The 14,106-nt window shown below is 59.6% G+C and carries 13 protein-coding genes; 8 read left to right on the top strand and 5 right to left on the bottom strand.

What is annotated here, in order from left to right; translation table 11 throughout:
• Position 1: 1 nt before the first annotated feature.
• Complete coding sequence (locus tag AC13DJ_RS16915; protein ID WP_058341075.1) at positions 2-649, bottom strand: response regulator transcription factor; 648 nt, start codon at positions 647-649, stop codon at positions 2-4.
• Positions 639-2,144: a sensor histidine kinase gene (locus tag AC13DJ_RS16910; RefSeq protein WP_482933853.1), complete on the bottom strand. Its 1,506-nt coding sequence runs from the start codon at positions 2,142-2,144 to the stop codon at positions 639-641. Before AC13DJ_RS16910 ends, AC13DJ_RS16915 begins: the two co-directional genes overlap by 11 nt.
• A 147-nt stretch (positions 2,145-2,291) precedes the next feature.
• On the opposite strand from AC13DJ_RS16910, the gene AC13DJ_RS16905 reads away from it, so the two are divergent.
• The 4 genes from AC13DJ_RS16905 to AC13DJ_RS16890 all read left to right on the top strand — a co-directional run bounded on the left by AC13DJ_RS16905 (position 2,292) and on the right by AC13DJ_RS16890 (position 7,746).
• Positions 2,292-3,920, top strand: coding sequence for an acyl-CoA synthetase (locus tag AC13DJ_RS16905; RefSeq protein ID WP_482933852.1), 1,629 nt, complete (start codon positions 2,292-2,294; stop codon positions 3,918-3,920).
• Between the two features lie 94 nt (positions 3,921-4,014).
• The gene (locus tag AC13DJ_RS16900; protein WP_482933851.1) at positions 4,015-5,385 is read left to right on the top strand and encodes a solute carrier family 23 protein; all 1,371 of its coding nucleotides are present in this window, start codon (positions 4,015-4,017) and stop codon (positions 5,383-5,385) included.
• A 239-nt stretch (positions 5,386-5,624) separates the two neighbouring features.
• Positions 5,625-6,575 carry a DegV family protein gene (locus AC13DJ_RS16895; protein ID WP_289101644.1) on the top strand — a complete coding sequence of 317 codons (951 nt, stop codon included), beginning with the start codon at positions 5,625-5,627 and terminating at the stop codon, positions 6,573-6,575.
• A gap of 139 nt (positions 6,576-6,714) precedes the next feature.
• Positions 6,715-7,746: a hypothetical protein gene (locus AC13DJ_RS16890; protein ID WP_482933850.1), complete on the top strand. Its 1,032-nt coding sequence runs from the start codon at positions 6,715-6,717 to the stop codon at positions 7,744-7,746.
• 83 nt (positions 7,747-7,829) lie between these two features.
• On the opposite strand, the gene fdxA is transcribed toward AC13DJ_RS16890, so the two are convergent.
• Together fdxA and mutS are read right to left on the bottom strand one after the other, a co-directional pair.
• Positions 7,830-8,153 carry a ferredoxin FdxA gene (fdxA, locus tag AC13DJ_RS16885; RefSeq protein ID WP_022989403.1) on the bottom strand — a complete coding sequence of 108 codons (324 nt, stop codon included), beginning with the start codon at positions 8,151-8,153 and terminating at the stop codon, positions 7,830-7,832.
• 163 nt (positions 8,154-8,316) lie between these two features.
• Positions 8,317-10,941 (bottom strand): DNA mismatch repair protein MutS, encoded by a 2,625-nt coding sequence (gene mutS / locus AC13DJ_RS16880; protein ID WP_482933849.1) that lies wholly within the window; start codon positions 10,939-10,941, stop codon positions 8,317-8,319.
• Positions 10,942-11,044: 103 nt separating this feature from the next.
• Here mutS and pncC point away from each other — a divergent pair, with 103 nt between their 5' ends.
• From pncC to AC13DJ_RS16860, 4 genes are all read left to right on the top strand, one after another.
• Positions 11,045-11,545: a nicotinamide-nucleotide amidase gene (gene pncC, locus AC13DJ_RS16875; protein ID WP_289101641.1), complete on the top strand. Its 501-nt coding sequence runs from the start codon at positions 11,045-11,047 to the stop codon at positions 11,543-11,545.
• 124 nt (positions 11,546-11,669) lie between these two features.
• A complete protein-coding gene (gene recA, locus AC13DJ_RS16870; protein ID WP_058341159.1) occupies positions 11,670-12,713 on the top strand; it encodes a recombinase RecA in 1,044 nt (347 codons plus the stop codon).
• Between the two features lie 22 nt (positions 12,714-12,735).
• A complete protein-coding gene (locus AC13DJ_RS16865; protein ID WP_473802095.1) occupies positions 12,736-13,197 on the top strand; it encodes a flavodoxin family protein in 462 nt (153 codons plus the stop codon).
• Between the two features lie 24 nt (positions 13,198-13,221).
• Complete coding sequence (locus AC13DJ_RS16860) at positions 13,222-13,527, top strand: hypothetical protein (protein WP_473802096.1); 306 nt, start codon at positions 13,222-13,224, stop codon at positions 13,525-13,527.
• On the opposite strand, the gene AC13DJ_RS16855 is transcribed toward AC13DJ_RS16860, so the two are convergent.
• Positions 13,524-13,901 carry a PilZ domain-containing protein gene (locus tag AC13DJ_RS16855; protein ID WP_036219667.1) on the bottom strand — a complete coding sequence of 126 codons (378 nt, stop codon included), beginning with the start codon at positions 13,899-13,901 and terminating at the stop codon, positions 13,524-13,526. The two genes, AC13DJ_RS16860 and AC13DJ_RS16855, sit on opposite strands and share 4 nt — an antisense overlap.
• Positions 13,902-14,106 lie beyond the last annotated feature (205 nt).

Raw genomic sequence — 14,106 nt, 5'->3', positions numbered from 1 at the left:
GCTACGCCCGCAGGTGCACCGGGTCCAGCAACCCTGCCGCGATGGCAATGCCGGTCACATCCGGCAGGCGTTCGGCGCCCAGGCGCTTCATCACGCGGGCCCGGTACAGGTCGATGGTTTTTACGCTGACGTCCAGTTGCTCGGCAATTTCCTTGCTGGTGTAGCCCTGGGCCAGGGGAAGGAAAACGTCTTTTTCCCGTCGGGTAAGGGTGGCGATCAAGGCTTCGGTATCGCCATTGGCGGCCATCTTGCCGGTGACATCACCAGTGTCTTGCAGGGCCTGCTGCACGCTGTCCAGCAGCAACTGCTCGTTGAATGGCTTTTCGATGAAATCGAAGGCGCCGGATTTGAATGCGCGCACCACAATGGGCACATCGGCATGGCCGGACACGAAGATGATGGGAATCTCCAGCCCGCGTTTCTGCAGTTCTTCCTGCACGTTCAGGCCGCCGAGCCCGGGCATGCGGATGTCCAGCACCACACAGCCGGGGCGGTTTTCGGCCACATCGTTCAGAAACTGGCGGCCGTCGCTGTAGGCCCGCACCTGTAATCCAACCGATTCCAGCAGCCATTGGGTGGACTCGAGCATACCGGCATCGTCGTCTACCACGAACACGGTGTTGGCTTCGGCAGGAGTGCTAGCGGACATCAGGGGGTCTCTCCGTATTGTTGTTGGCGGCGGTCATTCTAGAGCCCCCGCGGCTGTTGTTGAAGGAAAGGTTGGCCGGAAAGCGGCAAATCAGTGACAGGCCGCCGGTGTCGGCGTGAATGGCATCCAGGAAGCCGCCAAAGCCTTCGATGATGGAGCGGCTCATGGACAACCCCAGCCCCAGGCCTTTGGCTTTGCTGGTGTAGAACGGCTGGAACATCTGGCGAATGCCTTCGTCGTCCAGCCCGGGGCCTTCGTCGGTGACCTGGATCAGGGTTTCCTGCTGGTCGTTGATGCAGGTGCATACGGTAATGCGGGACGGTTCCCGGCTCTCGCCCTGGCTGGCAGCTTCCACGTTGGCTTCAATGCCGTTACGAATCAGGTTAATCAACACCTGCTCCAGCAAAATCGGGTCTGCGGTGATCACCGGGGAATTCTCCGCCAGGTTCTCTTGCAGCTTCACGCCGTTCTTTTCACCTTCCCACTGGCACAGGCGCACCACGTCGCTTACCACGGCGTTCAGTTGTACCGGGGCCATCTGTTTCTGGCCCTTGCGCAGGAAGGCCCGCAGGCGCTTGATCACTTCCGAGGCCCGGTTGGCGTGGTGCACGATCTTCTGCAGGCCATCGTCTACCTTGGCCAGTTTCTCCGGGCGCTTGTCGGCTTCTTTCAGAAAGCGCTGGCTGGCGCTGGCGAAATTCACAATCGAGGCCAGCGGCTGGTTCATCTCATGGGCAATGCTCGAGGCCAGTTCGCCCAGGGTGGCCAGCCGGGCGGTGTGGGCCAGCTCCTCGGCCAGCAGGCGATTCTGTTCTTCCTGCTCGATGCGGGGCGTGATGTCGCGGGACACGCTGATCACTTCCACCACAGCGCCTGTATAGGTTTCCCGGATGGCCCGGCTGGCAATCTCGAACCAGCGGCGGCTGCCGTTGCGGTGCTGGATTTCCAGGGTCAGGGTGGCGTAGCCGTCTTCCTGCAGGCGATTGCGGGTGTGAGTCAGTTGTTCCGCCACCTTGTCGTTGCCGAAAACCTCTTCAAGGGATTTGCCCCTGAGCTCTTCCGGCCAGTAGCCCAGCAGCCGCCAGGAGGCCGGTGTGGCGTCGATAAACCGGCCGTCCGGGGCGTGGCGGGAGATCAGGTCTGTGGTGTTCTCGGTAATCAGCCGGTAAAGGCGGCTGGAACGCAGGGCTTCTTCCTGGGTGAGTACATCGGTGGTGGCGTCTCGCCCGCGAATCATGACCTGCTGCTTGTCGGAGTCCGGAATGAACGTCCAGAGGCAGATCTTGTCGGCAAACCGGGATTCCACGTTCTCGATGGCCCGGTCCTGGTTCAGGGCCGAGGCAGCAAGGGCCGGGGCGTTTACCGGCAAGAGTTCCCCGGCCTCTGCCAGGCGTGCGGCTTCCATCAGCTGGCGGGCGGCGGCATTGCAGCTTAAAACCCGGGCATCGGCGCTGGTCACGAGAGTGGGCTGGGGGTCTTTCTGAGGGATTTTCATAGATTATAGTAACGTTCCCATAATACCATGGTAGAGTTTCTAGTATTGATTTCGTTAACTACCATGGTTGTTAATGCAAAGTATAGCTGCTTTGGCGTTTCTACTGAACACGCATAAGAACAACATAAGCATACGAGGACCACACCAATGACTTCGATCTTTGATCAGGGCCTTGAGCCCCGGAACGCAAATTACGCGGTCCAGTCCCCCATTGATTTCATCGAACGTACCGCCAGTGTTTACCCGGATTATCCGGCCATTATCCACGGTGCCATCCGTCGCAACTGGGCCGAAACCTACAATCGCTGCCGCCGGCTGGCCTCTGCCCTGAAGGGGCGCGGAATCAGCCGTGGTGATACCGTTGCGGTGATGCTGCCGAACATTCCGGCCATGGTGGAATGCCACTTTGGTGTGCCGATGATTGGTGCGGTGCTGAACACCCTGAACGTGCGCCTGGATGCCGAAGCCATTGCCTTCATGCTGGAACATGGTGAAGCAAAGGTGGTGATTGCCGACCGTGAATTCGGCCAGGTGGTCAAAGATGCTGTTCGTCACCTGGAACACAAGCCGCTGGTGATCGATGTTGACGATCCCGAGTACGGTGAAGGCGTTCAGGTAAGCGACCTGGATTACGAAGCCTTCCTGCAGGAGGGTGACCCCGAGTACCAGTGGAACTTCCCCGCCGACGAGTGGGATGCCATTTCCCTGAACTACACCTCCGGCACTACCGGCAACCCCAAAGGCGTGGTGTATCACCACCGCGGCGCCTATATCAATGCGCTGGGTAACCAGACCGTGTGGTCGATGGATATGCACCCGGTGTACCTGTGGACCCTGCCGATGTTCCACTGCAACGGCTGGTGTTTCCCCTGGACCATCACCGCCATGGCCGGTACCCACGTGTGCCTGCGCCGGGTAGACCCGGAGAAAATCCTAAAGCTGATCCGCGACCACCAGGTCACCCACATGTGTGGAGCGCCGATTGTCCTGAACGCGCTGCTGAATGCGTCTCCGGAAGCCAAGGCCGGTATCGACCACGAAGTGAAGTCCATGACCGCCGGTGCTGCGCCCCCCGCGCAGGTGATCGGTGCCATTGAAGAGCTGGGCATTCAGGTAACCCACGTATACGGCCTGACCGAAGTGTACGGCCCGGTAACCGTATGTGCCTGGAAATCCGAGTGGGACAAGCTACCGCTGCGTGAGCGTGCCCAGATCAAAGCGCGCCAGGGCGTGCGTTACCACACCCTGGGCGGCACCATGGTGGCAGACCCCAACACCATGCAGCCGGTGCCGAAAGACGGCAAGACCATCGGCGAGATCTTCCTGCGTGGTAACACGGTGATGAAGGGCTACCTGAAGAACCCGAGTGCCACCGAAGAAGCCTTCCGGGGCGGCTGGTTCCACACCGGCGACCTGGCGGTATGGCACGAAGACGGTTACATGGAAATCAAGGACCGCCTGAAAGACATCATCATCTCCGGTGGCGAGAATATCTCCACCATCGAAGTTGAAGACACCCTGTATCGCCACCCGGCGGTAATGGAAGCCGCGGTGGTTGCCCGGCCGGACGAGAAGTGGGGCGAGACACCCTGCGCCTTCATTACCCTGAAACCGGAAGCCGGCAACGTAACCGAGGAAGACATCATCAGTTTCTGTCGCGAGCACCTTGCCCGCTTCAAGGTTCCGAAAACCGTGGTGTTCTCGGAGCTGCCGAAGACCTCTACCGGCAAGATCCAGAAGTTCGTACTGCGGGACCAGGCCAAAGAACTGAACTGATCCGGCAAGGCTGCGCCGCCGAGCGCAGCCACACCTCTTTCCACAAAAACAACATTGACTGGCACCCGACACCGGTGTGCCCGGAGGTACTGTTATGCAAATGTTCCACAGAAAAAACGGTGAAGAACAGCCGTTCTGGCCGGCTGGCCCCTTCAAAATCCGTCTTCCGTTTGTCCACTATCGCTGGGAATTTGCGGAGATGGTGCAGGCCCTGATCATGTTCGTGGTCAGCCTGGCGATGATTCCCCTGCTGGAAAAATACCTGGGCGTTCCCTACGACGTGGCCCTGGCCTACGTTGTGGTGTGTGGTATCGGCTTCATGCTGCCGGCCCTGCTGGGTGTGCCGCTCGTGCCCGGCTGGATTACCCCGGGTATCCCCGTGGTGTTGCTGTTCCTTTCAGACTACGAACCCGGCCCCGAGGCCATCCAGGCGCTCTTTGCCCTGCAATTCCTGGTGTTCCTGATCTTCCTGGTTCTGGGTGTTACCCGCCTGGGCAGCAAGCTGGTGGAGTGGATTCCCCGGTCCATGAAGGGCGGTATCATCATCGGTGCCGGTATTGCCGCGCTGATGGGTGAAATCGAAGCCGGTGGCCGCCTGGCCAACACACCGATCTCCCTGATTGTGGGTGGCCTGGTGTGCCTGTACCTGATGTTCTCCGTTTCCTTCAAAGGTTTTGTGGACAAGAGCAGCATTGCCCGCAAGATTGCCAACTACGGCATGGTGCCGGGCATGGTGGTGGCCATCCTGGTGGGCTTTGCCGTTGGCGAGTATGAAGTCCCCGACGTACAGTGGGGCATTACCAAGCCGGCCTTTGACCAGCTGTGGAACTACCTGCCGTTCAGCGTGGGTTTCCCGGACCTGAACATCTTCCTGTATGCCATTCCGACCGCGGTGATCGCCTATGTCATCGCCTTTGGTGATATCGTGGTGGGGCAATCCCTGATGAGTCGTGTCGACCACCTGCGCAAAGATGAAGACATCGACAACAGCATCGACCGTGCCCACCTGGTGACGGCGATCCGGAACGGTGGCCATGCCTTCTTCGCACCATACCCTGGCCTGGCCGGCCCAATCTGGACCGCCGTAACCGCTACTATGGCCGAGCGCTACAAGTATGGCCGTAATGCCATGGACTCTATCTACAGCGGTGGTGGCACCTTCTGGATTACCGGTTTCATTGCGCTGTTCGTGCTGCCGCTGGTGAGCTTCTTCCAGCCGGTGCTGCCGATTGCCCTGTCGCTGACCCTGCTGCTGACCGGCTACATCTGTTTGATGGTGGGCCTGGAGCAGCTGGAGAACAACACCGAGCGTGGCATTGCCGGCACCATGGGTGTGGTACTGGCGGTGTACGGCGCGGGCTGGGGCCTGGCTACGGGTGCCATCCTGTACTACCTGATCGAGCGTACTCACTTGTTGAAGTTTACCTCTGACCCGGAAGCGCCGGGCGCCGAGAAGAGCGAATAATTCTGAACCCGGTGCCGCTGAACTGACAGCGGCACCAACCCACTGTGTGTCCTTGGGAGGCTTCGGCCTCCTTTTTTTTGTTTTCGGTTACCGGATTTGTTGTCGTGGGCCTTTTTGTTAACGGCTTCACAGGGCGGCTGAAATTCTTGTCGTCATGTGTAAGACTTGTGTCTCCAGAATAATCACAAGAAAGGGTGCTCCCGCCTGAGGAAACACCCGAACCCCGGAGGCCTTTGCACATGCGAGTTGGTTTGATCGTTGATTCCGCCTGTGATCTACCCTATGAGTTTTCCCGCAAACACGATCTGTTTGTGCTGCCGGTAACGGCCATTATTGATGGCCAGACCTACATCGATACCCACGATCCTGTGCGTACCCAGGAGTTCTACCAGAGCGGCCTGCTTGATAAGGGCCACCAGGCGGAAACCGAAGCCTTTTCCGCAGAACAGATCCACAACCTTTTCATGGAAAAGATTGTCACCCAGTTTGACGTGGCCATCTGTGAAACCGTCACCCGAAGCCGTAGCCAGATTTTCGATCACGCCTCCGAAGCCATGAACACCGTAATGGCTAACTACGAAGGCGCCCGCAAGGCCGCTGGACGGGAAGGCAAATTCTCCATGCGGGTCATCGACAGTAAGCAGATCTTTGCGGGCCAGGGATTGCTGGCGGCCCACACCCTGCGGCTGATCAACCAGAAAGTCTCCAAGAATACCCTGCGCCACGAGGTGGAAACCTTCACCGACAAGATCTACACCTGCGTGATTCCCCGCGACCTGCATTACATCCGTGAACGGGCCCGGCGCCGCGGCGACAAGAGTGTGTCTGCGATGGCCGCCTTCATGGGCAAGGTGCTGAACATCAACCCGGTGATCTTCGGGCAGGGCGTTGAAGGCAAGCCCGTGGCCAAAACCCGCGACTTCAACGTGGCGGTCGAGAAAGTGATGAATTACGCCATCGGCCGCCTGGAAGCCGGTTTGCTGACACCCTATGTGAGTTTGTCCTGCGGCCTGAGCTGGACTGAGATCGAAGAACTGCCGGGCCTGAATCGCCTGCGCGATGCCTGTGAAAAGCACGGTGTAGAGTTGCTGTTGTCGCAAATGGGCATTACCAGCTCCATCTACGTTGGCCCCGGCAGCCTTTGCCTGGCGCTGGCGGCGGAACCCCACGAGTTTTCAGACTTCCAGTGACCGTCTGTTTCTGTCGGGCTGGTCGCCGGACTGGCCCATAATCACGGGTTCGCCGGTAATTCCGGCAAACCCCAGCTGCCTGCTTCCGTGTTAGCCTCACCGGCATACTTCAGGAATTCAGCCAAAGGATGCCAGCTCTATGAGCAAAACTGCCCCCAGTCTTGTCGATACCCTGTTTGAAGCCCACGTAAAGCACGAAGTGGCCGCCCTCAAAGGCGCCAAGCTGAAGAAGTTCCCGGAACAGGAAGTGGATGAATTGCTTGGCTATGCCGAAAAAGTCCCGCTGGGCCGGCTGATCAGCCCCGAGCAGGTAATGGGCGTGATCAAGCGCATCGCCGTGAACATGGAGCTGGATGCCGGCATTCCGGAACTGGCTGCGGAGATGGCGGCAGAAGTGCTCAAAGCGCCGGTTCAGGCAGACACCACGCTGGGCGAAATCCTGTCACGGGAGCAGGCCAGCGGCTTTATCGAAGAGGCCCTGGAGCTGCGCCAGCAGCGGGAGCGGATCATCAGCGAGATCATGGCGCACCCGGTGTACCAGGAGCTGGTGTCGAACGTGGTGTACCACGGGCTGGTGAATTACCTGTATGAAGACAACCTGATTACCCGCTCGGTGCCGGGAGTGGGTTCGGTGATGAAGTTCGGCAAGAAAATGGCCAACAAGGCCGTGCCGGGGCTGGATGAAACCTTCGAACGTCGCATCAAGGCCTGGCTGGCAGAGAGCTTGCCGGGGCTGATTGTACGCAGCGAGCAATTCCTGCACCGGGCACTGACCGACGATGAATTGCGCGACAGCGTGATGGCGGCCTGGGTGTCGCTGGAGAACCAGACCATTGCCGAGTTCCAGGACGGCCTGGGCGAGGTGGAACTGCAGGAGTTTGTGGTACTGGGTTATGACTTCTGGCTGAACTTCCGCAAAACCGCCTACTTTGAAGGCTGCGCCCGGGCGGTGGTAGAGCACCTGTTTGCCAAGTATGGCGACCGGCCGGTGATGGACCTGCTGAATGATATCGGAGTGACCCGGGACGTGATTGTTACGGAAATTGCCGAACTGGGCCTGCCGATTATCGATGTGCTGCACAAGGAAGGTTATGTGGAGGCGTTGGTGCGCAGAAGGCTGGGCAGCTTCTACAAGTCTGCTGCCGCGAAGAAGTTGCTGGCAGAGGGCTAAGCCGGGCTGCACGGGCCTGAAATAAAAAAGCCGGAAGAGGATCGCTCTTCCGGCTTTTTTGTAGCTGCTGACAGCTTTTGGCCTCAGCGCTCCAGGTACTGGAGCTTGTCGGGCTGGCCGTCCCACTCGTCGGCGTCTGGCAGCGGGTCTTTCTTCTCGGTGATGTTCGGCCACTTGCCGGCCAGGTCCGCGTTGATCTCAACGAAGGCTTCCTGGCCTGCAGGCAGTTCGTCTTCAGAGAAGATGGCTTCCGCCGGGCACTCGGGCTCGCACAGGGCGCAATCGATGCACTCGTCCGGGTCGATCACCAGAAAGTTGGGGCCTTCATAGAAGCAGTCTACCGGACACACTTCCACGCAGTCGGTGTATTTGCACTTGATGCAGTTATCAGTAACGATAAACGCCATAGTCAGATCCCTGGTTCGTAGAACATTCAGTCTCATCAGGAGCCCTGAAAATCCGGCCCCATCTATAATTTTGTGCGCGATATTGTAGGGAGCGGCCCCCGAAGCCGCAAGCGTTGGGCTGCTATAACCTTATTACACAGATCAAGTTTGGCCCAGTTTTCTGTTATTTCTTCAATAATGCCCGCAGTTCATACAGCTGGTTCAGGGCCTCCCGGGGCGACAGGCCATCAACATCCAGCTGCTGTAAGGCCTCTTCTACCGCGCTTGGCTCCGCCATGGCGAACATATCACCCTGATAAACCGTTTCCGCGCTGGTCGGTTGTTTGACGGCTTTCGGCGCCGGTTCATGCACATGCTCCGGGGCCGGCGCTGAGGGGCTGGCACTGCCTTCCAGGTGTGCCAGCTGGGCCTTGGCGTTACGGATAACATCCTGTGGCACGCCGGCCAGCTTGGCCACCTGCAAACCATAGCTCTGGCTGGCGGGGCCGTCATGCACATTGTGCAGGAACACGATGGAATCATCATGTTCGGTGGCGGTCAGGTGCACGTTCACCGCATGTTCCAGGTCATCCGCCAGTTGCGTCAGCTCGAAGTAGTGGGTGGCGAACAGGGTGTAGCAGCGAATGTCCTTCGCCAGGTGCTCTGCCGTGGCCCACGCCAGGGACAGGCCGTCGAAGGTGCTGGTGCCACGGCCTACTTCGTCCATCAGCACCAGGCTGTGTTCGGTGGCGTTGTGCAGGATGTTGGCGGTTTCGGTCATCTCCACCATGAACGTAGAGCGGCCACCGGCGATGTCGTCGGAAGAGCCCATGCGGGTGAAAATCCGGTCTACTGGCCCCAGCACCGCCCGGTTGGCGGGCACGAAGCTGCCGGTGTAGGCCAGCAGGGCAATCAGGGCGGCCTGGCGCATGTAGGTGGACTTACCGCCCATGTTCGGGCCGGTAATCACCAGCATCCGGCGTTTGGTGTCCATCAGCAGGTTGTTGGGCACAAAAGGCTCGTCCAGCAGTTGCTCCACCACCGGGTGGCGGCCTTCTTCCACATCAAAACCGGGCTGGTCAGTAAACTCCGGTGCGGTAAAGCGCAGGCTGGTGGCGCGCTCGGCAAAGTTGCTGAGCACATCCAGCTCGGCCAGGGCCTGGGCGGCATCCTGCAGCGGCGCCAGTTGTTCGGCGACGGTTTCCAGAACGTCGTCATACAGGCCTTTTTCCCGGGCCAGGGCGCGGCTCTTGGCACTCAGGGCCTTGTCTTCGAATTCTTTCAGCTCGGGCGTAATGAAGCGCTCGGCGTTTTTCAGGGTCTGGCGGCGGATGTAATCCACCGGCGCCTGGGCAGACTGGGCCCGGCTGATTTCAATGTAATAGCCGTGTACCCGGTTGTAGCCCACTTTGAGGGTGGAAATGCCGGTGCGCTCCCGCTCCCGGGTTTCCACATCCAGCAGGTACTGGCCTGCGTTCTCGCTGATGTTGCGCAGCTCGTCCAGCTCTTCATCGAAGCCCTCGGCTATCACGCCCCCCTCGCGGATCACCACCGGCGGGTTTTCGATGATGGCCCGCTCCAGCAAGTCAGCAAGCTCCGGGTATTCGCCAATGGTTCCGGCCAGCTGTGCTACATGGCTGGAATTAACCGGCTTCAGGGCTTCCTGAAGCTCTGGCAGGGTCTGGAAAGCATCCCGCAGGCGGGCGAGGTCCCGGGGCCGGGCCGAGCGCAGGGCTACCCGCGCCAGGATCCGTTCGATGTCGCCCACACGCTTGAGCAGGTCGTGCACCGGTTCATAGTGAAAACCGTCCAGCAGGGCCGAGACTGACTGCTGGCGTTGCTGGACCACCTCCACATTCCGCAGCGGGCGGTTCAGCCAGCGGCGCAATTCACGGGCACCCATGGCGGTGGCCGTGCGGTCCATCACCCAGGCCAGGGTGTATTGCTGGCCGCCCATCAGGTTGGTGTCGATTTCCAGGTTACGGCGGCTGGCAGCATCCAGGATGACCGCGTCTTCCCGGCGCTCCCGGGTCAGTTTGCGAATGTGGGGCAGGGCGGTACGCTGGGTTTCCCGGGCGTACTGCAGCAGGCAGCCAGCGGCACAAATGGCCAGGTGCAGGTCTTCGCAGCCAAAACCGGTGAGGTCACGCACCTGTAGCTGCTGGGTAATCACCCGCCGGGCCGAATCCAGCTCGAACAGCCAGGGGCCTTGCCGGCGGACACCGGTGAAGCCTTCCAGCAGGTCACCGAAAGGGAAGTATTCGCTGATCAGGATCTCGGCCGGGCGTAGCCGCTGCAGTTCCCCCTGCAGGGCTTCCAGGCTGTCCAGTTCAGACACCGCAAAGCGACCACTGGAAATATCCAGCGAGGCAAAGCCGAACTGCTCTTTATGGCTGAAAATAGCCGCCAGCAGGTTGTCGCGGCGGTCTTCCAGGAAGGCTTCATCGCTGAGGGTGCCGGGGGTAACAATGCGCACCACCTTCCGTTCCACCGGCCCCTTGCTGGTGGCCGGATCGCCAATCTGTTCGGCAATGGCAATGGATTGACCCGCGCGCACCATGCGGGCAATGTAGCCTTCAGCGGCGTGGAAAGGCACGCCGGCCATGGGAATAGGGTTGCCACCGGACTGTCCCCGGGCGGTCAGGGTAATGTCCAGCAACTCGGCCGCTTTTTTGGCATCGTCATAAAACAGCTCGTAGAAGTCACCCATGCGGTAGAACACCAGCTCGTTCGGGTGCTCCCGCTTGATCTTCAGGTACTGCTGCATCATGGGAGTATGCTTGGAAAGATCGGTCTGGGTTGCAGGCATGGAAGCGTCCGGTTGATCGTGCGTTTGGGTCAAAGCGGGGATTGTAAGAAAATAACGCCCGGGATGAAACGAAGGGTTTGGCAACAGAAGCTTGGAGACGGCTATGCAAGCAACCGATCAGCAACTGGAAACCGCCGGCAATGCGCTGGGAGACTTGTTGATGCAGCAGGGCAGAACCATGGCCACCGCTGAAAGCTGCACCGGTGGCTGGGTGGCCAAGGTGCTGACAGACAGGGCGGGTTCCTCTGCCTATGTGATGGCCGGGCTGGTGACCTACAGCAACGAGGCCAAACAGGCCATTCTGGGCGTGGAAGAAAAGGCGCTGGCCGAACATGGCGCTGTCAGCGAACCGGTGGTGCGCCAGATGGTGGCCGGTGCCGTTCGCGCCACCGGTGTGGATGTGGCCGTGGCCATCAGCGGCGTTGCCGGCCCCGGCGGCGGCAGCGTGGAAAAGCCTGTGGGCACGGTATGGTTTGCCTGGGGTACCGGCCCGGACAACACGCAAACCCGTGTTCAGCACTTTGACGGCGACCGGGAACAGGTACGCCGGCAATCGGTTTTGTATGTGTTGCAAGGGGTTACGGAGTTTCTGAAAACACTGTGATGTTTTTCACCCCGGCAGGGGTTGGTCTGTGCCAAGGCTTATGTTTTAATACTGTTCAAATATACAGGAAAACACTGGATACACCTCCGGTGTCGTCATATCGAATAGTGAGGGGCAGGTAACAATGGAAGACAACCGCAAGAAAGCACTCAGCGCAGCACTGGGCCAGATTGAACGTCAGTTCGGCAAGGGCGCCGTGATGAAAATGGGCGACCAGCCCCGTGAAGCCATTCCTGCGGTATCCACCGGCTCCCTGGGGCTGGACGTGGCCCTGGGTATTGGTGGCTTGCCGTATGGCCGGATTGTAGAGATCTACGGCCCGGAAAGCTCCGGTAAAACCACCCTGACCCTGCAAGTTATCGCCGAAGCGCAGAAAGCCGGTAAAACCTGTGCCTTCATCGACGCCGAGCACGCACTGGACCCTATCTACGCTGAAAAGCTGGGCGTAAACGTCGACGACCTGCTGGTCTCCCAGCCGGACACCGGCGAGCAGGCCCTGGAAATCGCGGATATGCTGGTACGCTCCAATGCCATCGACGTCATCATCGTCGACTCGGTAGCGGCCCTGACTCCGAAAGCGGAAATTGAAGGCGAAATGGGCGACAGCCACGTAGGCCTGCAGGCCCGTTTGATGTCCCAGGCGCTGCGTAAGCTGACCGGTAACGTGAAGCACGCCAACTGTCTGATGGTGTTCATCAACCAGATTCGTATGAAGATCGGTGTGATGTTCGGCTCGCCCGAGACCACCACCGGTGGTAACGCCCTGAAATTCTACTCTTCCGTACGCCTGGACATCCGCCGCATCGGCGCGGTGAAGGACGGCGACGAAGTGGTAGGTAACGAAACCCGCGTAAAAGTCGTCAAGAACAAGGTGTCTCCGCCGTTCAAGCAGGCCGAGTTCCAGATCATGTATGGCAAGGGCATCTACCACATGGCCGAAGTTCTGGACATGGGTGTGAAAGAAGGCTTCGTCGACAAATCCGGTGCCTGGTACGCCTACAACGGCGACAAGATCGGCCAGGGCAAGGCCAATGCCTGCAAGTTCCTGGAAGAGAATATGGACATCGCCAACGAAATCGAAGCCAAGGTTCGTGACAAGCTGATGCCCAAGCCGGTGAAGAAAGAGGCGGCAGAAGCGCCGGTGGAAGCGAACGGTGAATTGCTCTAAGTAAGAACCCGGGAGGCGTTACATGAAGCGACTGTTGATCGTAGCCCATGCACCGTCTCCCAATACCCTGAGGTTACGGGAGGCCGTCGAAAAGGGCGCCCGTAACCCGGATGTTGAAGCGGTGGAAGTGGTGGTAAAAGCGCCGCTCGAAGCCGGCCCCGAAGATGTCCTCGCCTGCGACGCCATCATCCTCGGCACCACCGAAAACCTCGGTTATATGTCCGGTGCCCTCAAAGACTTCTTTGACCGTAGCTATTACCCCTGCCTGGAAAGAACCCAGGGCCTGCCTTTTACTTTCTATATCCGCGCCGGGCACGACGGCACCGGCACTCGCCGCGCCATAGACAGCATCACCACTGGCCTGCGCTGGAAACTTATTCAGGAACCCCTGCTGTGCCGGGGTGATTACCAGCCGGAATTTGCCAACCAGTGTGAAGAGCTGGGGCTGTTTGTGGCGGCCAGCCTGGATGCCGGAATTATCTGAAAGCCCCGGCGCAACGGCGTTTAATTGCTGCTGGCCAGCGTATCTCTCATCGGGCTGCGCGGGGCAGCAGGGCGGTTGTATGCCTTGCTGGCCGGTTGTTTCGGCCTGGCGATTGGCTCCTATGCGGTGCTGGCGAATGTTCGTCGGGGTCTGATGGGTCGGCCGGGCGGTCTGGTTGAAGGTTTTTCGCTGATTGCCGGGTTGTTTTGCCTGGGGTTTGGCATCGCGTTGATCATCCTGGCGCAGCGTGATTCAGGCAAACCGTTCATGCTGCGGCGAGACGGCGTAGTTGCTGGGGTGGCTGGCGTATTTGGGCAGGCGGTGGCCTAGCCGGCCAGGCGGCTGTAAAAGCCTTCAATGCGTGACAGGGCATTGTCGACGGCCCGGGAATAGCGTTTCTGGTCCAGGCAGTAACTGAACTGAACGCTCACCCGGAAGCCGGTGCGCCATGGCTGGCAGCGGACTACGCGGGCCGCTACGCGGGGTTCGTTTATGTATTTGCCGCGGATTTGCAGGTACAGGCGGGCGCCGGGTTCAACCGGCCGGGGGCACTGAACCGCCATGCCGTAGCGGTTCATATCCAGGCAGTTCACCGCCACCGGGTTCTTGCCACGGCCAAAAAAGCCGCGTTCACTGAGCTGCACGTTCAGGCAGGTGGCGGGAAACCGTTCCTTGATTCGGCGATCTGAGGGCTTACTTGCCATGGCTGCATCCACTGTCTTTTTGTCTTTGTTGTTTCCGGAAGCCATCCGGACCCTCAAGTGTAGCCAGCACCGGGTTGTCTGAAAATTGATCAGCATGAAAAGTGTGACCGGCGTCTCACCCGGCAGTCGCTCCGGCCTGATCGGATAAAACCGGAACCGGTAGGCGACAGTCTGTCTGGCAAACACTACAATGGCGGGTTCAAAA

The sequence above is a fragment of the Marinobacter sp. L-46 genome (assembly GCF_056859535.1).
The sequence above is the reverse complement of the archived record's forward strand: the minus strand, read 5'-3'. Positions and strand labels throughout refer to the sequence as shown.